We start from the raw sequence: 19,274 nt of genomic DNA, 5'->3' as shown, positions 1-19,274 counted from the left end.
CCAAACCCGGGCGTTATGTGAGCGATCTGACATAGTTATCAAACCGTAACATAGCCGCGTTAGCTATCGGCCGCCCTGCCGTCCGGCGGGACACCCGTCCGTGAGATCGTCCGGACCCGACCCGCGGAAATGTGCTGCCGATGAGCGTGAACGAGACCATCTCGCGGGATGCCGCTGCAAAGGAGCCGCCGGTCCAGGCCGTTCCGAAGCCGCCGGCCGATCCCGGCCTCACTGCGCTCGTCATGATGCTCCAGTTCCTCGGCATCCCCGCCGAACCGGAGCAGCTCCGCCATCAGCTCGGCGTCACCGAAATCGGCGTCACCGAGATGCTGCGCTGTACCCGGCAGTTCAACATCAAGTCCCGCGTGGTGAAGACGAGTTGGGACCGGCTCGACAAGACCCCGCTGCCGGCCATCGTCCCCTTGCGCGACGGCGGATTCCTGATCCTGGGCAAGGCCGGCGACGGCAAGGCCATCGTGCAATATCCGGGCTCGCCGCGCCCGCAGATGCTGACCAAGGCTCAGTTCGAGGTGATCTGGGACGGCCGCATCCTCCTGATGACCAGGCGCGCCGGTCTTGCCGATCTGTCGCGGCGCTTCGACATCACCTGGTTCATGGGCGCGATAAACCGCTATCGCGGCCTGCTCGGCGAAGTCCTGCTCGCCTCGTTCTTCCTGCAGATCTTCGCGCTGGTCTCGCCGCTGTTCTTCCAGGTGGTGATCGACAAGGTGCTGGTGCACCGCAGCCTCGGCACGCTCGATGTGCTGGTCGCCGGCATCGTCGCGATCTCGATCTTCGAGGTCGTGCTCGGCGCGCTTCGCACCTATCTGTTCTCGCACACCACAAACCGCATCGACGTCGAGCTCGGCGCGCGGCTGTTCCACCACCTGCTGGCGCTGCCGCTGTCCTACTTCCAGGCGCGCCGGGTCGGCGACACCGTGGCGCGGGTGCGGGAGCTGGAGAACCTGCGCAATTTCATCACCGGTTCGGCGCTGACGCTGGTGATCGACCTGTTCTTCACCTTCGTCTTCCTCGGCCTGATGGCGTTCTACTCGCCGCTGCTGACCGCGATCGTGCTGGCCTCGTTCCCGCTCTACATCGTGATCTCGGCCGGCGCCACGCCGCTGTTCCGCCACCGTCTCGACGAGAAGTTCAAGCGCGGCGCGGAGAACCAGTCGTTTCTGGTCGAGAGCGTCACCGGCGTCGAAGCGCTGAAGGCGATGGCGGTCGAGCCGCAGATGCAGAAGCGCTGGGAGGAGCAGCTCGCCGGCTACGTCGCCTCGAGCTTCCGCGTCGTCAATCTCGGCAATGTTGCGAGCCAGGCGGTGCAGTTCGTCAGCAAGATCAACATGGCGCTGCTGCTCTATTTCGGCGCCAAGCTGGTGATCGACGGCAACCTCACGGTCGGCGAGCTCGTCGCCTTCAACATGCTGTCGGGCCGCGTCACCGCCCCGGTGCTGCGGCTCGCGCAGCTCTGGCAGGATTTCCACCAGGCCCGGCTGTCGGTCGAGCGGCTCGGCGACATCCTCAACACCACGCCCGAGCCGAGCCACCGTCCCGGGCGTGCGGCGCTGCCCGCCATCCGCGGCGACATCACCTTCGAGCATGTCGGCTTCCGCTATCGCATCGACGGGCCGCAGATCCTGAACGACATCACCCTGAAGATTCCGGCCGGCCAGATCGTCGGCATCGTCGGCACCTCCGGCTCCGGCAAGAGCACGCTCGGCAAGCTGATCCAGCGGCTCTATCTGCCGGAGAGCGGCCGCGTGCTGGTCGACGGCAACGATCTTGCCGCCGTCGATCCCACCTGGCTGCGGCGACAGGTCGGCGTCGTGCTGCAGGAGAGCATGCTGTTCAACCGCTCGGTGCGCGACAACATCGCGCTGGCCGACCCGGCGCTGCCGATGGAGCGCGTGGTGGCAGCGGCCAAGCTCGCCGGTGCGCACGAGTTCATCCTCGAGCTCCAGGACGGCTACGATACCGTGATCGGCGAGCGCGGCAGCACGCTCTCCGGCGGCCAGCGCCAGCGCATCGCGATCGCGCGGGCGCTGACGACCAATCCGCGCGTCCTGATCTTCGACGAGGCGACATCCGCGCTCGACTATGAGAGCGAGCGCGTGATCCAGCAGAACATGCGCGAGATCACCGCGGGCCGCACCGTGCTGATCATCGCCCACCGTCTCTCGACCGTGCGCGCAGCCGACCGCATCATCACCGTGGAGCGCGGCCGCATCGTCGAGGACGGCTCGCACGACCAGCTGATCCGCAGCGGCGGCCGCTACGCCACGCTGCACCGTGTCCAGGCAGGCATCCATGAAGTCGGCTAAGGCAATGATGGCCTCGCTGCGCAGCCCGACGCGCACGCGCGACGAGCTGGCGTTCCTTCCCGCCGCGCTCGAGATCGTGGAGACCCCGCCCTCCCCGATCGGACGCACCATTTCCGCGTCCATCTCCGCGGTGTTCCTGATCGCGCTGGTCTGGGCCAGCATCGGCACCGTCGACATCATCGCGACCGCGACCGGCAAGATCGTGCCCGACGGCCGCACCAAGGTGATCCAGCCGTTCGAGACCGCGGTGGTGCGCGCCATCCACGTGCAGGACGGCCAGCGCGTCAAGGCGGGCGACCTGCTGATCGAGCTCGATCCGACCATGAGCCAGGCCGAGCTCGGCCATCTCCAGAGCGACCTGCTCGCGAGCGAGCTCGACATCGCGCGCCTGCACGCTGCGCTGGCCGGCGGCGATCCCTCCAAGTTCATCGCGCCCACGCGCGCGACCACCGAGCAGATCCGAACGGCAAAGCGCTTCCTGGCCTCGCAGGCCGCCGAGCAGGCCTCGAAGATCACCTCGCTCGAATGGCAGGGTACGCAGAAGAAGGCGGAGCGATCGACCACCGAGGCGACGATCGGCAAGATCAGCGCGCTGATCCCGATCATGCAGCAGCGGGTCGACGTCCGAAAATATCTCGTCGACCGCGAGTTCGGCTCGAAGCTGCAATATTTGACGGAGACGCAGGATCTGGTCGCGCAACAGCAGGAGTTATTGGTCCAGAAGAGCCACTATGCCGAGGCCGATGCGGCCGTCGGCGGCATCGAGGAGACGCTGCGGCGCACCGAGGCGGAATACCAGCGCGGCCTGTTCGACGAGCTCGCCAAGGTCGAGCAGAAGGCGGCGGGCCTGCGCCAGGACATCGTCAAGGCCGAGCAGCGCACCAGCCTGCTCCGCCTCGCCGCGCAGGAGGACGGCATCGTCCAGCAGCTCGCCGTTCACTCGGTCGGCGGCGTCGTGACACCGGCGCAGACGCTGATGGTGGTGGTGCCGACCAGCGGCGGCCTCGAGATCGAGGCAATGATCTCCAACAAGGACATCGGCTTCGTCCAGCCCGGCGAGGAAGCCGCGATCAAGGTCGACACTTTCAGCTTCACCCGCTACGGCCTGCGCAGCGGCAAGGTGCTCAGCGTCTCCCAGGACGCCATCGTCCGCCAGAAGCCGCCGGAAAAGCCCGGCGATCCCCCCGCCGGCACCGACACCGCCTCCAGCGAGCCCAAGGGCCAGGAGCTGGTCTACTCCGCCCGCGTCTCGCTCGACCGCTCGCAAATGGACATCGACGGCCGCACGGTCAATCTCGCGCCCGGCATGGCCGTCACGGTGGAGATCAAGACCGGGACACGGAAGATCATCAGCTATGTGATATCGCCGCTGATCCGGTATGGGCAGGAGAGTTTGCGGGAGCGGTGATGCTCCTCGCATCCGATTGGCGGCGTTTGCAAGCGGACAGTGTGAAGTCGCCCCTTCGGCAAAACCTCACGCAAGCGAGCCATCAAGATGGCAGTTCACCAATCTCACTTGGTGGCGGCGGGGGTATTGTGGAGGGCTGCACTGGCGGCTGAAGATCAAGCCGACACCACTCCAGCTCCAAGAACGCAAAGTCCTTGTCAGCGGCAAAGTCGGCGGGCACCTGCACCGCACAATGCTTCAAGAAGTTGAAGCCTGTCGTATAGCGCAGGACATACGTGACGAAGGTCGAGCAGATTACAAAATTCGGGTTTGGCACCTGTCTTCTTGCTTTGAGCTGCTTCTTTCCTTGACCGGCAAACGAACAAGAAGCCTTTTCACCAATTCGCCGGCGGTATCGGAGGTGAAGATCCTGTACTGGCCACGCGAAAATTCGAGGAGGCCCTCGCTGAGTCTATCGGGATCGATCGGTTTTTTGGGGCGAACTACGCAGATGCGACCGACATCGACCAATACTTCGCGCAACGGTCTTGCGCGAACATTCAGACTCGGCATCGCGTCCCAAACCTGGAAATTTCGGTCCAATATCCCGACATGACGCCACTTAATGACGTTGGCCTCATCACCGAAGATGCGAGCCTGAAATCGCGGAATGGCTCTGGGCAGCAGCGGATCGGGCTTACCGCCGTCGAAGAGGAACACATCGCCAGGTTGGAGTTGCGGATAGTTCATCGACAGCAGATGACCATCGACATTGACCGCAACGGTCGACAAGAGCGCGTCCCTTGGCAGACTCGCCAGGGACTCAATCGCTTCCCCCGATGGAACATAGGGAACGGCCAGCACCGTCCCCATCTAAGGACTCTTATTTTACGATCGTGCCGTGGATGGGCAGTGTCCGCGCATCTGACTTCTTCTTGATTTCGCGCTCGGTGGACTTGGCGACCGATCTCACCGATTTGACTTTCAGATTTGGGCGATCCTGATCTCGAAGCCCGATGTGCACTCTGCGCTCTTCCTCCGTAAAGGTGAAACCACCCAACGGACTTTTCCTCACGTGTGAACCGAGCTTTGGAGAGCGCCTCGAGGACTTGCGCGGTATCAGTAAAAGATCCTCGTCGATGTGTCCGCTGATCGGCGTCAACTCAACCTTCGAGCCTATTGGCTCACGATCAAGAGCGAATACATCTCCAACATCATACTCTGGGGCGTCGCCGTTCACCTGGATCGAAAGCTGCGCCCGAGCTTTTCCATCCCAGAACGTGAGCCAAACGCTTGAGCGGAGTTTCGTCTTTTCGATCAGCTGAACCGGCATTCGGTGCGCCATGGAACCCATCGCCGATCAATGAAGATGCCCCAAAACCAGCTTCGGTCTTAGACGCACCATCTCAAGGACAGCTTAAAATCTGCCCTTGGATCGACTAAAACAAGAGCGCCTTGAGGACATTAAATAACATTTAGGCGATTCCTACAATCGCAACCTTAGATCAGTCAACCGCACGACAACAATCTGAAAGTCCAGCCTCGCCGTCGCGGGCGCCGTCAATTCGGAGAGGCCAAAGCTCTAACTGCTCACCGATGATCGACTGGAGCGGGTGAAGGGAATCGAACCCTCGTATTCAGCTTGGAAGGCTGCTGCTCTACCATTGAGCTACACCCGCATCACCGGCTCCCTAACACGGCCGGGCGGCGGTCTCAACTGCCCCAGCTGTGGCTTTATCGCCCTAAATGCGGCCCCGGGGCCGCTTTCCGTCCCTTGTGCACAGGGCCGGTTCCACCCGCTGCCACCCTCCCCTTAACAGCGGCGGGCTCCCGGCCTATATTGTGATCTTCCGCAACCAACGAAAGGAGGTGATCCAGTGTCTCTTACCAAGCGCTGTCACCTCGCTGGGATCGCCCGCTAAGTTCTGAGAAGGGCTTGGCATCGGGGCGCTCTCAGCCCTGGACCAGCGAGCAAGAAATCGGGCGCGACGGGGTTCTCCCCGCCGCGCCTTTTCTTTTGGTCCTGGTTGGGAGGGGGCGGCGGTCCGGCTCAGATCGCCCGGAGCCGCTCGCGCACCGCGACGGCGGCGATCAGGATGCCGATGCACCAGGCCATGGCGGCGCGGGGCGGCGCATCGCCGAGCAGCACGGTGAAGATGCCCACAACCAGGCATGGCACGATCGCCTTGCTGGACCTGCTCACGAGCGAGAGCAGGAACGGCATCGCGGCGATCGATATCTGCAGAACATTCATGGTCGCAAGCTGTCTCAAAGAGCGAGGCTTCAGAAGCCGCAGACGTTCGGCGCGCGCGGGCGCTTGCCGCGGCGGCTTTCGACGATGCGCTCGCCGCCGTTCTCGGCCGAGCTGCCGTAATAACGGTGGTGGCCGCTCTGGTCGTGCAGATCCGCGGCGTCCGATTGTCCCGTCCGACGCGCGTCGCAGATGATCTTGATGGTCGACATGGCCGCCTCCGAAGTGTTCTTGGTGGCCATCAGTCGCCTCGGCTTTGGGCAGCGTTCACGCCGCAAGGCCGTAATCGGGTTTCAGGACGGTTTCGTCACGCGCGTCGCGACGCAATATTTTCGTCGACGGGCTTGTCGGATTCGGCCGCGGTGATACGTCCTTCGGACAGCGAACTCATAAGCAACCGAGGTGACGATGCTCTACGCCATCCTGGCCTATCACGTGGAAGACGAGCTCCTGGCCTGGACGCCGGAGCAAGACGCTGCCGTTGTCGCCAAGGTCATCGAGGCTCAGGCGCCCATGCGGGCAAGCGGACACTTCGGCCCGGCCGCCCGCCTGGATGACACCCAAAAGGCCAAGACACTGCGCGGTCCTGGCGCCGGCATGGTGCTGGACGGCCCATTCGCCGAGACCAAGGAGCAGCTTCTGGGCTTCCACCTCGTGAACTACGACACGGAGGAAGAGGCGATTGCGGCGGCACGCAAGCTGCGCGAGGTCAACCCGTCGGCGGTCTACGAAATCCGTCCGGTCAAGCTTTTCGTGCCGGCCGACGGGTTCGGTACGACACGAGGCTGAGCATCGGCCTCACGTGGCCGGCCCTGTCCGCGCCTTGTAGAATCGCTGGATCAGCAGCCCGCCGAAGGCGATGAACCACAGGAAGGGCGCGACATGCGGCGCAAATGCCGCCACGATCGTGCCCGGAATGAACACGAGCAGCGGAAACAGCGAGGCCATGATCTCATGGCCCCAGCCGCCCAATATCCTCCACCAGAGCCAGGCGTTGAGGGCCGCGATCGCGCTCAGATGCACGCCGTAGAGCACGGCAACCGCGCTGCTCATGGGATAGTTGGTGTAGAGGCCGTTGGTGACAGGCAGCAGCACGATCGACAGCAGGAAAAACAAATTGAGCATCACCGCACCGCGGCTGCCCACCGGCTGCCGCGCCAGTCGCCGGTGATGGCTGATCCAGAACACCCCGGCGATGATGAAGCTGAGCGCGAAGCCGATCAGCTTGCCCGAATAGACCCGGGCCAGATCGTTCCAGTCAGGCGCGCCGGTGAACACCGCCGCCTTCGGCAGGTCGTAAGCGAGTAGCGTCATGGCAACGCCGAAGATGGTGTTGCTGAGCGACTCCAGCCGCCGCATCTCGAACTGCTCGGGCTTGGACTCGGGCTTGGGTTCGGTCATGCCTTGTGTGCGCTTTTCGGGCTGGAACTTGGGGCCATCTTGTCCCTAGGTCTTAACACCGGTTCCGTCCAGCCACATTGCGATTCGCGACCAGATCGCCGAGTCTCACCGTTTCACCGGGGCGATTCGTGGCGACATATCTGGATACGCTCAATGCGGAGCAGCGCCGCGCCGTCGAGCATGGCGTGGCCGATGGCGCGACCGTGGGCGCCCCCCTGCTCGTCATTGCCGGCGCCGGCTCCGGCAAGACCAACACGCTGGCCCACCGCGTCGCGCACCTGATCGTCGCCGGCAGCGATCCGCGCCGCATCCTGCTGATGACGTTCTCCCGCCGCGCGGCGGGCGAGATGGCCGGCCGGGTCGAGCGCATCTCCCGAAAGGTGCTCGGCGAGAACAACGCCGCGATCATGCGCGATGCCCTCACCTGGGCCGGCACCTTCCACGGCATCGGCGCGCGGCTGCTCCGCGAATATGCCGAGCGCATCGGCGTCGATCCCGCCTTCACCATCCATGACCGCGAGGATTCCGCCGACCTGATGAACCTGGTCCGGCACGAGCGCGGCCTGTCGAAGACCGAGAGTCGCTTTCCGGCCAAGGGCACCTGCCTGTCGATCTACTCGCGCTGCGTCAATGCCGAGATGGAGATCGAGAAAGTACTCGGGGCGCACTATCCCTGGTGCGCCAGCTGGGCCGCCGAGCTGAAGGGCCTGTTCGCGGCCTATGTCGAAGCCAAGCAGGCCCAGCACGTGCTCGATTACGACGACCTCCTGCTCTACTGGTCGCAGATGATGAGCGATGCGCTGATCGCCGAGGAAATCGGCGGCCGCTTCGATCACGTACTGGTCGACGAATATCAGGACACCAACCGCCTGCAATCCTCGATCCTGCTGGCGCTCAAGCCCGACGGCCGCGGGCTCACCGTGGTCGGCGACGACGCGCAGTCGATCTACTCGTTCCGCGCCGCCACCGTCCGCAACATCCTGGACTTCCCGCAAAGCTTCTCGCCACGGGCCGAGATGATCACACTCGACCGCAATTACCGCTCGACGCAACCCGTGCTGGCGGCGGCCAACGGCGTCATCGGCCTTGCCCGCGAGCGCTTCACCAAGAACCTCTGGACCGACCGCACCGGGTCGCAAAAGCCGCAGCTCGTCACCGTGCACGACGAGGCCGACCAGGCCCGCTACATCGTCGAGGAGGTGCTGGCCAACCGCGAGCAAGGCGCGCTGCTCAAGCACCAGGCGGTGCTGTTCCGGACGTCCTCGCATTCGGGGCCGCTGGAGATCGAGCTGACCCGCCGCAACATTCCCTTCGTGAAGTTCGGCGGGCTGAAATTCCTCGACGCCGCGCACGTCAAGGACGTGCTGGCCCTGCTGCGCTTTGCCGAAAATCCGCGCGACCGCGTCGCCGGCTTCCGCATCCTGCATCTGTTGCCGGGCGTCGGCCCCGCGACCGCGCAGCGCGTGCTCGACCAGATGGCGGAGAGCACCGATCCGCTGGCCGCGCTCGGCCGGCTCCCGGTGCCCGCGCGCACCGGCGCCGACTGGACCGACTTCGTTCGCACCGTCGAGAACCTGCGCTATTCGGAATGGCCTGTTGATCTCGAGCGCGTGCGGCTCTGGTATGAACCGCATCTCGACCGCATCCACGAGGAGTCCGAGACGCGCCGCGCCGACCTGATGCAGCTCGAGCAGATCGCGAGCGGCTATCCCTCGCGCGAGAAATTCCTGACCGAGCTCACGCTCGATCCGCCGGATGCGACCAGCGACAAGTCCGGGCCGCCGCTGCGCGACGAGGATTATCTGATCCTCTCGACCATCCATTCCGCCAAGGGCCAGGAGTGGAAGTCGGTGTTCGTGCTCAACGTCGTCGACGGCTGCATGCCGTCCGACCTCGGCGCCGGCACCAGCGCCGAGCTCGAGGAGGAGCGGCGCCTGCTCTATGTCGCGATGACGCGGGCCAAGGACGATCTGCACCTCGTCGTTCCCCAGCGCTTCTTCGTCCACGGCCAGGCCGCCAAGGGCGACCGCCACGTCTACGCCTCGCGCACACGCTTCATCCCGGAATCCCTCGTCTATCTGTTCGAGCGCACCGCCTGGCCGAAGGCCGCCGCGGGCGCTGCCCGCACGGGGGCACAGGGGCCGAAGGTCGACATCGGCGCGCGGATGCGGGGGATGTGGCGGTAGACACAAGAGACTGCTGTCGGGGCCTGTCAGAATAACCGGAACCGCAGAGGTCCGCCATGAAAGCCGTCGTCGTCGAGCAATACGCCCCCATCGATCAGATCGCGCTGAAGGACGTTCCGTCTCCGCGGATCGAGCCCGGACAGTTGCGCATTCGGGTTGAAGCGGCGGGGATCGGATTTGTCGATGGCCTGAAGATCCAGGGTCTCTATCAAACCAAGGATCCCCTGCCCTTCATTCCCGGAACGGAGTTCGCGGGCGTCGTGGCGGAGGCTCCGGGCGAGCCGGCAGGCTATCGGCCCGGCACGCGCGTGATGGGCATGACGCGCTCGGGCGCGCTCGCCGAAGAGATCGTCGTCAAGCCCGCAGCACTCCACCTGCTGCCGGATGGCGTTGCGCCCGAGGTCGCCGCTTCGTTCCGCGCCAATTATCTCACTGCGCTCTACGCACTGAGCGCGCGCGCCATGATCGTCGCGGGGGAACAGTTGCTCGTGTTGGGCGCGGCCGGCGGCACCGGGACCGCGGCCGTGCAGATCGGCAAGCTGCTCGGCGCCCGCGTGATCGCGGCGGCATCGACAGAGGAGAAGCGCGCGTTCGCACGGGCGCACGGCGCCGACGCGGTGATCGACTACACGCAAGCCGGCTGGCGCGACGAGCTCAAGGAGCTGACGGGAGGACATGGCGCCGACGTGATCTTCGATCCGGTCGGCGGCGAAATCTCGGTGCAGGCGTTTCGGTCCATCGCCTGGCGCGGACGCCATCTCGTGGTCGGCTTTGCCGCCGGCGCCATTCCCGCACTGCCGTTCAATCTGCCGCTGCTCAAGGGCGGTGCCCTGCTCGGCGTCGACCTCGCGCAAATTCCCGTGCGCGAGCCTGACATTCAGAAGCGCCTCATGTCGCAATTGACCGGATGGCTCGCCGATGGCGGGCTGAAGCCCGCGGTCGGCCGCGTCTTCGCACTGGAAGACTTTCGCGACGCATTCAAGACGATGCAAACGCGCTCCGCGCTCGGCAAGATGGTCGTGCGGATCTCGTCCTAGCGAGCCTCGGCAACCGGCCCTGCGCAGCCGGGCTCAGAAATTGTAGTTCAGCCCGGCCCGGACGAGATCGATCGTGGTGGTGGAACGGGCATTGAGAAAGCTCGGCGTGAAGGGCGCGCCGGCATAAAGACTGCCGACGACCGGATAGTTGCTGCTGCCGAGATCGACGTGAAGATACTCGACCTTCAGGCTGAGGTTCTGCGTGAAACGCTTTTCGCCGCCGATGCCGGCCGTCCAGCCGGTCGCGATGCGCGACGAACTGCCGGCAAAACACGAACTCGGTCCATAGAACGGACCGCAGGCGAAGGCATAGCCGAAATTGCCGATCGAGTTCGACACCCCCGGCGGCAGCGACACGCTGGCCGATTCACTCACGCGGCCGTACGCGAAGCCGCCGGTGGCGAAGATCAGGAGGTCCGGCGTCGCCAGGAATCCGACACGGCCGCGGACGGTGCCGAACCAGTCGATGTTGCGGCTGACGTCGAACGTCGCCGGCTGCATGCCGAACAACATCGTCGGTGCCGACGCGCTGGATTTCAGGCTGGCCGCCGCGATATCGGCCTCGACGCCGACCACGCCGCGGCCGGCGAACTGCCAGTCATAGCCGATCTGCCCGCCGCCGAGCCCGCCGTCGGCGTTGAGAGAGGCCGAGACCGGCGGGACGACAGGCTGGCCGAACGACAGGCTCTGCGTCAGCGGATCTCCCGGAAGCGCCGTGACGCCGCCCCTTGCCCAGCCATAGCCTCCGTTGAGACCGACATGAAATCCCGTCCAGTTGGTGTCGCCGGCTTGTGCGGACACGCATCCACCGAGAACCAATAGCGCCGCTGCTAGGGCCTTCTTCATACCGCGTCCTGTCATTGCCGCATCACGCCGGGAGCTGGCGCGCGCGGCAGCTCCCGAGACTCGCGGCCATCTTAGAAGGTGCCGCGCCAAAATCTCGGCGCTCCGTGCAACCGACACTGCAATTTGCGCAACGGCGCGGAAATGTGTCCCGTGTTGCGTGCGCATCACACGGACTACCGCGCCGTGCCTGGACGCCGGTTCGAACCGGGTTCGCGAGGCGCGCGACCAAGCTTCGGACTTTGACGGGGCTCGATCAGTTTGACGACCAACCGCGCGACGCGTTTCGTGTTGAACACCGACGTTCTGCCGCCGGAGGACAGGCTCGCCGTCTGGGTGGAGGATCTCGGGGCGCACGACATGCGGCTCGAGATCGAGCCTCGCGACGCCGGCGCGGATGAGCTCGGCAGGGGCGATTTCGTATTCAGCTGGATCGGGCCATCAGCCTATCGCATCGTCGGCAAGGATGCGGCGACGCCACCCGATACCGGCGGCGGCATCCTGCTGTGCTACGGCCCCATGGGATCATCCGTGATCACAGGGCCTGCCCGGCTCACCAACGTCCGGCTGGACGGCGCGCTGGTCCGCAACCGGATGCCCGACATCGACGCGCGGCTGCTGCGTCAATTGCCTTCGGACAACATCGCCCTTCGCCTGCTCCAGGCCTATGTCGAGGCGCTCGCCGCGAGCGGCATCCCCGCCGATCGCGGGCTCGCCCACGGCATCCACGAGCATATCGTCGACCTGATGGCGGCCTCGCTGCGCCCGGGCGACGACGATGTCGAGCGTGCCGCAGGCGGCACGATTGCGGTGACGCGCCTTGCCGCGGCGAAGACGGATATCCGCACCCATCTCGCCGATCCGACCCTGTCGGCGAGACAGGTCGCGCAGCGCCTCGGCCTGTCCGAACGATCGATCTATCTGCTGTTCGAACGCGGCGGCCTCGGCTTTTCGTCCTTCGTCACGGACGAGCGGCTCAAGCGCGCCACCGCGATGTTGCTCGATCCCGCGCGGCAGCAGCAGCGGATCGGTGACATCGCGCTCGCCGCGGGCTTCGGCGACCTCTCGACCTTCAACCGGAGCTTCCGCCGCCGCTATGGGCGAACACCGTCCAGCCTGCGCCGCCCCGGGGCTGACCATCCGGCTCCAGACAGAACGGACTGAAAAATCGGAAACCGAGCATTTCCGTGCGCGCCCTTGTGGCCTGGCTGCGGTTCATTAAGTCTGGCCGATCATCCCACAGAGACCTGATCGATGACCGCACCGCTCGAATTCGGACTGGATACCTTTGGCGACGTCACCAGGGACGCCTCTGGCGCCACGCTTGCGCATGCGCAGGTGATCCGCAACGTCGTCGACGAGGCGGTGCTGGCGGACGAGCTCGGCCTCGACTTCATCGGCCTCGGCGAGCACCACCGATCCGATTTTGCGATCTCCTCGCCCGAAACCGTGCTCGCGGCGATCGCGGCGCGCACAAAACGCATTCATCTCGGCTCGGCCGTGACCGTGCTCTCCTCGGACGATCCCATCCGCGTGTTCCAGCGCTTTGCGACGCTGGATGCACTCTCCAACGGCCGCGCCGAAGTGATCCTCGGCCGCGGCTCTTTTACCGAATCCTTTCCGCTGTTCGGTTTCGATCTGCGCAAATACGAAGAGCTGTTCGAGGAGAAGCTGGATCTGTTCACCGCACTGCTCTCGCAGAAGCCGGTGAGCTGGGACGGCAAGCTGCGTCCGCCGCTGAAAGATCAGCTGGTCTATCCGCCGGTCGAGCACGGCACGCTGAAGACATGGATCGGCGTCGGCGGCAGCCCGCAATCGGTGGTGCGCGCGGCGCATTACGATCTGCCCTTGATGCTCGCGATCATCGGCGGCGATCCCGCGCGCTTTGCACCCTTCGTCGATCTCTATCACCGCGCCTTCAAGGAATTTGGTCGCGCCGCGCAGCCGATCGGCGTGCACTCGCCCGGCTATGTCGCCGAGACCGATGCGCAGGCACGCGAAGAGCTGTGGCCCCACTACAAGGCGATGCGCGACCGCATCGGCAAGGAGCGCGGCTGGCCGCCGATGGGCCGTGACGAGTTCGCGAGCGAGGCCGAGCACGGCTCGCTCTATGTCGGCTCGCCGGACACGGTCGCGCGCAAGATCGCGAAGACCGCAAAGACGCTCGGCATCTCGCGCTTCCAGCTGAAATACTCGGCCGGGCCATTGCCGCACGACAAGCTCATGACGAGCATCGAGCTCTATGGGCGCAAGGTGGTGCCGATGGTGCGGGAAATGATGGGGTGAGTTACGCCTGGAACCAGTGCGCCTACGCCCTGCGGGCTACGGCGCGACAGCCTTCGCTCACTTCGCGCCATGACCATCGGTGCCGGCTTGCCGAGCCGTAGCTCGCGAAGCGAGCGAAGGCTGGTGGGGGAAGAAGGACTCGAACCTTCGAAGTCATAAGACGGCTGATTTACAGTCAGCTCCCTTTGCCACTCGGGACACTCCCCCGCTCGATGGCAGCACATCAGGCCGGACCTTTCCGGCGACCGAAGACGGCCATGGAACTTGAGGCCGCAACAGCCCTGATGGGGACGCGACCGGGCGCGGTTATGGGCGATGCGGTGGGGCAAAGTCAACCGCGGCGAACAGCTAAAATCGCCCCCGTCGGCGTCCAAATTGCCATATTCAGGGACCCGTGACACAAGCGAGCCCATGAAGGATCGAAAATTCACCCCAAGGGGGCCCCGCGGCGGGGCTAAGCCCTTCAACAGGCCCGGGAAATCAGCCGGCCGGCCGCCCCGGCGCGACCGCGATTCGCATGCTGACGGGCCGGTCATCCTCTATGGCTGGCACACCGTCACCATGGCGCTCGCCAACCCAGCGCGGCAGATCCGCAAGCTGACGCTGACCGAGAACGCCGCAAGGCGGCTGGCGGACGAAAACATCGAGACCCCTGTCACCCCCGAGATCGTGCGGCCCCAGGAGATCGACCGGCTGCTGTCGCCCGACGCGGTGCACCAGGGCCTGCTCGCCGAGGCAGATCCCCTGCCCTCGCCTGATATCGAGGACCTGCCGCTCGAGGGCATGGTGCTGGTGCTCGACCAGATCACCGATCCGCACAATGTCGGCGCCATCCTGCGCTCCGCCGCGGCGTTCGCGGTGAAGGCGATCGTGACCACCGCGCGCCACAGTCCGGAGGCCACCGGCGTGCTGGCCAAGGCCGCCTCGGGCGCGCTGGAGCTGGTGCCTGTTGTCACCGTGCCGAACCTCGCGCGCGCGCTGACCGAGCTGAACGAGCGCGGCTTCCTCACCGTCGGCCTCGACAGCGAAGGCAGCGAGGACCTCTCGGAGGTCACGCTGCGCGAGCCGCTCGCACTGGTGCTCGGGGCGGAAGGAAAGGGTCTGCGGCAATTGACCCGCGAGACCTGCAGCATCGTGGCACGGCTCGACATGCCCGGCGAGATCAAGAGCCTCAACGTCTCGAATGCCGCCGTGCTCTCGCTCTATGTCGGCGCGAGCCGGCTCGGGCTGATGAAGCGGTAATTGCGGCGGCGACGGAGGTGCGCTCCCTCGCCCCGCAAGCGGGGAGAGGCGAAGAAAAAGCAAAACGCCCGTCCGCATCACGCGAACGGGCGCTTCAGACAACTCAACCGATCAGGCGATCAGTAATAGCGGCGCAGCACGCGGTGGCCGCCGTAGTACGGCGCGGGCGCGTGGCGATGGGCGTAGCCATAGCGCGGACCGTAGCCATAGTGCGGGCGCGGCAGATAGCCGGCGCGCGGGCCGTAGCCGTAGCGATACGGACGGTAATACGGGCGGCGATAGGGATAGGCGGCCGGCGCTTCGACGGCGGCAGCGCGATAGCCGTAACCGTAGCCATAGCCACGGCCGTAGCCATATTCGGCTGGCGCAACGACCGCGTCCTCACGGTAGGTCGGATAGGGCGCGAACGCGCCCGGGCCGGTATAGGTCGGGCCCTGGTTGACGTAGTAATACTGCGTGGTCGGCTCGGCGAGACGCTCATAGGCGCCGTAACCGTAGCCGCCGCAACCGGTGTTGCAGCCGGAATAGACCGGCGCGACCGGCTGGCACGGATTGAAGCCGCAGGCAGCAGCCGGCGCGGCCCCGACGAACATCGCGGCAGCCGCCGCGACCAGTCCCGAAATCATCTGACGCATTACTCTCTCCTGTTGATTTCCGTTTGTTGGATTTTGACGTTTCTTGACCCGGCGGCCAGCCGGGCACTTCAGCGCGGCTGACGGTACCGCGGAGTGTCGTTGAACTCAGGCGCAAGGATCACCGGCGGCGGATTGACGGGGACGTCCATCTGCGCCGGCAATGGTGCGGATCGCGCGCTCCAGCTCTCGTGATAGCTCTCGGCTGGCTTCGGCAATTTGCGGTTCGCGGGCGGCTCGACCTCGAGCCGGCCATAGCCCGGCCGCAAGCCCAGCGTCGGATAATAATGACCGACGTCGTCGGGCTGACGCTCGGCGACATAGCGCCCGCCATAGATGGTGGGCTGCACCTGGACGTTCTTGCCGAGACCCCAGACACCCTCGACGACGCTATAGGACGCGTCGATATTGTTGATGATGATCGGCACGCCCGGACGGCCGGGCACGACGATATCGAAGCCGCCGCCGGCAAACGCCGTCGCGGGCAGTCCGATCAGAAAGGCAGCGAGCGCCAATACGCGCATGGTGGGATCCCGTTTATCCAGGCCACAACCTAACCGATCACGACGCAGAGAGGGTTAAGGCCATCTCACCAAATGCCGGTAAGCCTAACACGGAAGGATCGCACGCCGCTCAAATGCTGCGAAGCGCAGCAGCGAAGCGTTAACGGGCCCCGAGCGCACTGGAACGTGCTCCGCGCGCTCACATCCGTTTGACCCGCGAGCGGCATAATCGACATGCTTCACCGGAACATCCGCCGCCGCCGGCGTTTAGCCTCTGATCAATCAAACGGGAGACGACAATGACGAAGATGAAACTCCTCGGCGCCGTCGCGGTCGCATCGACCATGCTGGCAGGCTCCGCCATGGCGCAGGCGGTGGTCACCAATCCGGCGCGCTGCTCGGCCCAATTCCCCAACGCCAATTGCCAGAATCTGGGGCCCGGCAATCCCTACACCGACAGCGGCTATCGTCACCGCCGCGCGGCCTATCGCCAGACCAATGGAGACTGGAATAACGACTGGAACCGAAGCCGCACCGGATTCTGGCCGACCGACGTTGCGGCCGGCGTCGCCGGAGCTGCGGTCGGCACCGCGGCTGCGATCGCAACCGCGCCCGCCCGCGCCTGGGACGACAGCTACGCCTATGACGATAGCTGGGACAATCGTGGTTGGGACAACCGCGGCTGGGACACCCGCACTTACGGCCAGCGCAACGGTTTCGTCTGCACCCCCGGCACCTACTTCAAGGGCGAGGACGGCCGTCCGCATCTCTGCCAGTAAGCAGACATGACCTGAGCAAGACCGAACAGGCGGCCCTCGGGCCGCCTGTTTCATGGCCGTGATCCGTCGCCGGGTTCTGGCACTTTCCAACCAAGTCTGATATTGCGACGCGCACGGGCGGACAGACCGGGCGGATGCCGGCCCCTGCCCGCATTCCAGCGTCGCCGGCTTAGCTCAGCGGTAGAGCAGCGGTTTTGTAAACCGAAGGTCGGGGGTTCAATCCCCTCAGCCGGCACCAGTGCTCGACGCGCCGACGGTCGAACGCGATAGCGCCGCAACTGCATCTGGCATCGATCATCGCATACACCCCACCCCTGTTGCATCAGCGTCCAGGCATTTTGTTCCCGCCCGACTGCGCATGGGCGCATGCACAACGCTCCGCCGCCCGGCTCCGTATCTCGTGCCGAATTCGGAGCACTCATGGTTGTTTTGACTGACGAAGAAGACCTCGCCGTTCAAGCAAAACTCAATTTCATTCTCGGTGCCAGGACGTACGATACATACTTCCAGGGATTTCGATGCGCGGAATTGTCCGGCGGCGTCGTGATCGCCTACGCGCGCAGCGAGTACATGGCGGGCGTCATCAGCGCCGACTACAGCATGCAGATCGCAAGCGCGGTCGCGAGCGTCGTCGGGCAGTCCGCAACCATGGTGCTGGTCCTGGCATACCGCAAGTCGCGTCGATGACGGCCGCTTGTCCGTAGCCCGGATGGCGCGCAGCGCAATCCGGGACTGCTCTTGTCGCGCCAGCCGCCGCCGCCCTCCTCGCAACGTTCGTTGATCAGCGCGCGCGGCGCGGGCCAGTTGAACGGCGCCCTCTCCATGTTCAGCGCGCGCCAGTCACCGTCCTCGCAATCGCGATTGGCATCCCATTCGGGAAACGTCGTGACCAGCAGAAAGCGCGCGCCGCTGTCGGCAAAGCGAGCGACGGCTCGGGCGATGTTGTCGAAGCTCAAATGAACCAGGCAGTCCCGGCAGAGAACGACATCCGCGCGCGGCAGCGCATCGCGCGTGATGTCGGCGACGAGAAACCGGCCGGACAAAGCGCCGTCCACCACGCGCCGGCGATTGGTCTCGATCAGCGTCGGCACGATGTCGACGCCGGTATAGTCGACGTCGAACCTGGCGCCGCCGATCCAGCCGGCATCACCGCAGGGCGCATCGAGCAGCGAGCGCGCGCCGAGATCCCGCAGCAGCGCAGGGAGCGCTTCGCGGATCGCGGCCGTCGCCGGGTCCTCCGAGCCGAGACCGGAGACCGAACTGGCCGCGCCCCAGAGGTTCGTCTGCTCGATCCGCTCGAACCGCGCGGCGAGATCGAGGCCGGTAAAATTCTCGCGGTCGGCGACGAAGCGGTCGTGGGCAAGCACGGGGGGACGTTTCGCGATCATCGGGCGGGCCTCAAATCAAGCTTCCGTCGTGACCACACTAACAGGTCGAGCAGCCGGAATCTCCATCCCGTCATGCTCACGCCGGCTTCTGCCACTCCATGATGTGAAAGTAGGGCACGCGGCGATGGCGCGCATTTCTGTCGGGATCGCCGCCTGTGGGCTGCGGCTCGACGAACAGGCGCAACTGGAGGCCGTGATCGAGCAGCAGCGTCATGTAGGTGCTGAGCGGACGGTGCCAGTTCTGGACGCGGATGCCGCGCCAACTCAGCCAGACCGACCGCTCGTCCATGTAGTGATCGATGGCAAATCGCAAGGTGCCGTCGCCGTCACGCCTCCAGCCCTCGGGCGGCCCCGCGGTATTGAAGCTGGTCAGGTTCGCGATCAGCAGCGTTCCGCCTGGCCGCAGCGCCGCCACCATCTTCGCGATCGCAGCAGCAAGATCCGGCATGTCGATCAGGCTGAGATAGCTGACGACGAGATCATGGGATCCATCGAAATCCATCGTCTCGGCGCGGCCGAGCCGATAATCGCCGTTCGGGTCGAGCTCCCGTGCACGCGCGAGCAGCGCCTCGGTCGGATCGATGCCGGTGGTGCGGATGCCGGCACGCTGCATGACGCGGCAGAACCGCCCTTCCCCGCAGCCGACATCGAGCGCATTGCGGAAGCCCCGCCCTTCGATCCGCGCCCGCATCGGCGCATCCAGCACGAAGCGGCGGCCGTAGTCGCCGTCCTCGCCCTGCTCGACGATCCAGGCGGCCGCGGACGCGGCCCAGCCGTCGCTGACATCCTCGTTCATGGGGCAACCATCTGAAATGGATATAGCCCGCGCGCATCGCGGGCGCGGTTACTGACCACAGATTTGATCAGAGTTCAACACGAGGTAGAATGCACGCATGCATCCCCACACCAACCGAGAGATCGCCAGGATCATCGCCGGCGCCGTCGCGGCGGTCGTCGCGACGGGCTTGCTTTTCGCGATCGCGATGGCCCTCTTGCTATCGTAATAGAACGC

General features: G+C 65.3%; 19 protein-coding genes and 3 tRNA genes. 10 read left to right on the top strand and 12 right to left on the bottom strand.

The genetic code is table 11. The features are described from left to right. The first annotated feature begins 140 nt into the window (after window positions 1–140). A complete protein-coding gene (locus F8237_RS28895) occupies window positions 141–2,327 on the top strand; it encodes a type I secretion system permease/ATPase (RefSeq protein WP_151649578.1) in 2,187 nt (728 codons plus the stop codon). Beyond that, window positions 2,314–3,735 carry an HlyD family type I secretion periplasmic adaptor subunit gene (locus tag F8237_RS28890; RefSeq protein WP_151649577.1) on the top strand — a complete coding sequence of 474 codons (1,422 nt, stop codon included), beginning with the start codon at window positions 2,314–2,316 and terminating at the stop codon, window positions 3,733–3,735. Before F8237_RS28895 ends, F8237_RS28890 begins: the two co-directional genes overlap by 14 nt. A gap of 294 nt (window positions 3,736–4,029) precedes the next feature. On the opposite strand, the gene F8237_RS28885 is transcribed toward F8237_RS28890, so the two are convergent. The 5 genes from F8237_RS28885 to F8237_RS28865 form a co-directional block, all read right to left on the bottom strand. Beyond that, entirely contained in the window at window positions 4,030–4,587 is a 558-nt protein-coding gene (locus F8237_RS28885; RefSeq protein WP_151649576.1) for a hypothetical protein, read from the bottom strand. A gap of 10 nt (window positions 4,588–4,597) precedes the next feature. Continuing rightward, a complete protein-coding gene (locus F8237_RS28880) occupies window positions 4,598–5,047 on the bottom strand; it encodes a hypothetical protein (RefSeq protein ID WP_151649575.1) in 450 nt (149 codons plus the stop codon). A 272-nt stretch (window positions 5,048–5,319) separates the two neighbouring features. Beyond that, a tRNA-Gly gene (locus F8237_RS28875) sits at window positions 5,320–5,393 on the bottom strand. 371 nt (window positions 5,394–5,764) lie between these two features. Then, window positions 5,765–5,968, bottom strand: coding sequence for a hypothetical protein (locus F8237_RS28870; RefSeq protein WP_151649574.1), 204 nt, complete (start codon window positions 5,966–5,968; stop codon window positions 5,765–5,767). A gap of 29 nt (window positions 5,969–5,997) precedes the next feature. Beyond that, window positions 5,998–6,207, bottom strand: a complete 210-nt coding sequence (locus tag F8237_RS28865; RefSeq protein ID WP_151649573.1) for a hypothetical protein — start codon at window positions 6,205–6,207, stop codon at window positions 5,998–6,000. Window positions 6,208–6,373: 166 nt separating this feature from the next. Between F8237_RS28865 and F8237_RS28860 the strand changes: the two genes are divergently transcribed. Next, window positions 6,374–6,754, top strand: coding sequence for a YciI family protein (locus F8237_RS28860; RefSeq protein WP_151649572.1), 381 nt, complete (start codon window positions 6,374–6,376; stop codon window positions 6,752–6,754). A gap of 9 nt (window positions 6,755–6,763) precedes the next feature. On the opposite strand, the gene F8237_RS28855 is transcribed toward F8237_RS28860, so the two are convergent. Further along, complete coding sequence (locus F8237_RS28855) at window positions 6,764–7,366, bottom strand: TMEM175 family protein (protein WP_151649571.1); 603 nt, start codon at window positions 7,364–7,366, stop codon at window positions 6,764–6,766. Between the two features lie 128 nt (window positions 7,367–7,494). On the opposite strand from F8237_RS28855, the gene F8237_RS28850 reads away from it, so the two are divergent. Both F8237_RS28850 and F8237_RS28845 read left to right on the top strand, forming a co-directional pair. Further along, the gene (locus F8237_RS28850) at window positions 7,495–9,552 is read left to right on the top strand and encodes an ATP-dependent helicase (RefSeq protein WP_151649570.1); all 2,058 of its coding nucleotides are present in this window, start codon (window positions 7,495–7,497) and stop codon (window positions 9,550–9,552) included. A gap of 56 nt (window positions 9,553–9,608) precedes the next feature. Beyond that, a complete protein-coding gene (locus F8237_RS28845; protein ID WP_151649569.1) occupies window positions 9,609–10,589 on the top strand; it encodes an NADPH:quinone oxidoreductase family protein in 981 nt (326 codons plus the stop codon). Window positions 10,590–10,622: 33 nt separating this feature from the next. Here F8237_RS28845 and F8237_RS28840 read toward each other — a convergent pair whose 3' ends face one another. Beyond that, window positions 10,623–11,390, bottom strand: coding sequence for an outer membrane beta-barrel protein (locus F8237_RS28840; RefSeq protein ID WP_162006258.1), 768 nt, complete (start codon window positions 11,388–11,390; stop codon window positions 10,623–10,625). 330 nt (window positions 11,391–11,720) lie between these two features. Here F8237_RS28840 and F8237_RS37280 point away from each other — a divergent pair, with 330 nt between their 5' ends. After that, a complete protein-coding gene (locus F8237_RS37280) occupies window positions 11,721–12,596 on the top strand; it encodes an AraC family transcriptional regulator (protein ID WP_151649567.1) in 876 nt (291 codons plus the stop codon). Between the two features lie 90 nt (window positions 12,597–12,686). After that, entirely contained in the window at window positions 12,687–13,718 is a 1,032-nt protein-coding gene (locus F8237_RS28830; protein WP_151649566.1) for an LLM class flavin-dependent oxidoreductase, read from the top strand. Window positions 13,719–13,839: 121 nt separating this feature from the next. Here the strand turns inward: F8237_RS28830 and F8237_RS28825 are convergent. Then, a tRNA-Tyr gene (locus F8237_RS28825) sits at window positions 13,840–13,925 on the bottom strand. Between the two features lie 204 nt (window positions 13,926–14,129). On the opposite strand from F8237_RS28825, the gene rlmB reads away from it, so the two are divergent. After that, window positions 14,130–14,960 carry a 23S rRNA (guanosine(2251)-2'-O)-methyltransferase RlmB gene (gene rlmB, locus F8237_RS28820; protein WP_162006257.1) on the top strand — a complete coding sequence of 277 codons (831 nt, stop codon included), beginning with the start codon at window positions 14,130–14,132 and terminating at the stop codon, window positions 14,958–14,960. 119 nt (window positions 14,961–15,079) lie between these two features. Here rlmB and F8237_RS28815 read toward each other — a convergent pair whose 3' ends face one another. Together F8237_RS28815 and F8237_RS28810 are read right to left on the bottom strand one after the other, a co-directional pair. Next, window positions 15,080–15,595 (bottom strand): hypothetical protein, encoded by a 516-nt coding sequence (locus F8237_RS28815; RefSeq protein WP_151649564.1) that lies wholly within the window; start codon window positions 15,593–15,595, stop codon window positions 15,080–15,082. A gap of 68 nt (window positions 15,596–15,663) precedes the next feature. Then, complete coding sequence (locus tag F8237_RS28810) at window positions 15,664–16,116, bottom strand: hypothetical protein (protein ID WP_151649563.1); 453 nt, start codon at window positions 16,114–16,116, stop codon at window positions 15,664–15,666. A 278-nt stretch (window positions 16,117–16,394) separates the two neighbouring features. On the opposite strand from F8237_RS28810, the gene F8237_RS28805 reads away from it, so the two are divergent. Together F8237_RS28805 and F8237_RS28800 are read left to right on the top strand one after the other, a co-directional pair. Next, window positions 16,395–16,874 (top strand): hypothetical protein, encoded by a 480-nt coding sequence (locus tag F8237_RS28805; RefSeq protein ID WP_151649562.1) that lies wholly within the window; start codon window positions 16,395–16,397, stop codon window positions 16,872–16,874. A 163-nt stretch (window positions 16,875–17,037) separates the two neighbouring features. Then, window positions 17,038–17,112, top strand: a tRNA-Thr gene (locus F8237_RS28800). 355 nt (window positions 17,113–17,467) lie between these two features. Here the strand turns inward: F8237_RS28800 and F8237_RS28795 are convergent. Both F8237_RS28795 and F8237_RS28790 read right to left on the bottom strand, forming a co-directional pair. Continuing rightward, window positions 17,468–18,262, bottom strand: coding sequence for a class I SAM-dependent methyltransferase (locus F8237_RS28795; protein ID WP_244625997.1), 795 nt, complete (start codon window positions 18,260–18,262; stop codon window positions 17,468–17,470). A gap of 76 nt (window positions 18,263–18,338) precedes the next feature. Continuing rightward, window positions 18,339–19,058: a class I SAM-dependent methyltransferase gene (locus F8237_RS28790; protein ID WP_151649561.1), complete on the bottom strand. Its 720-nt coding sequence runs from the start codon at window positions 19,056–19,058 to the stop codon at window positions 18,339–18,341. Window positions 19,059–19,274: the final 216 nt, after the last annotated feature.

This window comes from Bradyrhizobium betae (assembly GCF_008932115.1).
Classification (GTDB): domain Bacteria; phylum Pseudomonadota; class Alphaproteobacteria; order Rhizobiales; family Xanthobacteraceae; genus Bradyrhizobium; species Bradyrhizobium betae.
The sequence above is the reverse complement of the archived record's forward strand: the minus strand, read 5'-3'. Positions and strand labels throughout refer to the sequence as shown.

Excerpts from the sequence above, each read along its gene's own strand:
- F8237_RS28790 (WP_151649561.1), bottom strand. The coding sequence starts at position 19,058 with ATGAACGAGGATGTCAGCGACGGCTGGGCCGCGTCCGCGGCCGCCTGG.
- F8237_RS28810 (WP_151649563.1), bottom strand. The coding sequence starts at position 16,116 with ATGCGCGTATTGGCGCTCGCTGCCTTTCTGATCGGACTGCCCGCGACG.
- F8237_RS28895 (WP_151649578.1), top strand. The coding sequence starts at position 141 with ATGAGCGTGAACGAGACCATCTCGCGGGATGCCGCTGCAAAGGAGCCG.
- F8237_RS28855 (WP_151649571.1), bottom strand. The coding sequence starts at position 7,366 with ATGACCGAACCCAAGCCCGAGTCCAAGCCCGAGCAGTTCGAGATGCGG.
- F8237_RS28845 (WP_151649569.1), top strand. The coding sequence starts at position 9,609 with ATGAAAGCCGTCGTCGTCGAGCAATACGCCCCCATCGATCAGATCGCG.
- F8237_RS28880 (WP_151649575.1), bottom strand. The coding sequence starts at position 5,047 with ATGCCGGTTCAGCTGATCGAAAAGACGAAACTCCGCTCAAGCGTTTGG.
- F8237_RS28865 (WP_151649573.1), bottom strand. The coding sequence starts at position 6,207 with ATGGCCACCAAGAACACTTCGGAGGCGGCCATGTCGACCATCAAGATC.
- F8237_RS28815 (WP_151649564.1), bottom strand. The coding sequence starts at position 15,595 with ATGCGTCAGATGATTTCGGGACTGGTCGCGGCGGCTGCCGCGATGTTC.
- F8237_RS28795 (WP_244625997.1), bottom strand. The coding sequence starts at position 18,262 with ATGATCGCGAAACGTCCCCCCGTGCTTGCCCACGACCGCTTCGTCGCC.
- F8237_RS28885 (WP_151649576.1), bottom strand. The coding sequence starts at position 4,587 with ATGGGGACGGTGCTGGCCGTTCCCTATGTTCCATCGGGGGAAGCGATT.
- F8237_RS28890 (WP_151649577.1), top strand. The coding sequence starts at position 2,314 with ATGAAGTCGGCTAAGGCAATGATGGCCTCGCTGCGCAGCCCGACGCGC.
- F8237_RS28870 (WP_151649574.1), bottom strand. The coding sequence starts at position 5,968 with ATGAATGTTCTGCAGATATCGATCGCCGCGATGCCGTTCCTGCTCTCG.
- F8237_RS28860 (WP_151649572.1), top strand. The coding sequence starts at position 6,374 with ATGCTCTACGCCATCCTGGCCTATCACGTGGAAGACGAGCTCCTGGCC.
- rlmB (WP_162006257.1), top strand. The coding sequence starts at position 14,130 with ATGAAGGATCGAAAATTCACCCCAAGGGGGCCCCGCGGCGGGGCTAAG.
- F8237_RS28830 (WP_151649566.1), top strand. The coding sequence starts at position 12,687 with ATGACCGCACCGCTCGAATTCGGACTGGATACCTTTGGCGACGTCACC.
- F8237_RS28805 (WP_151649562.1), top strand. The coding sequence starts at position 16,395 with ATGACGAAGATGAAACTCCTCGGCGCCGTCGCGGTCGCATCGACCATG.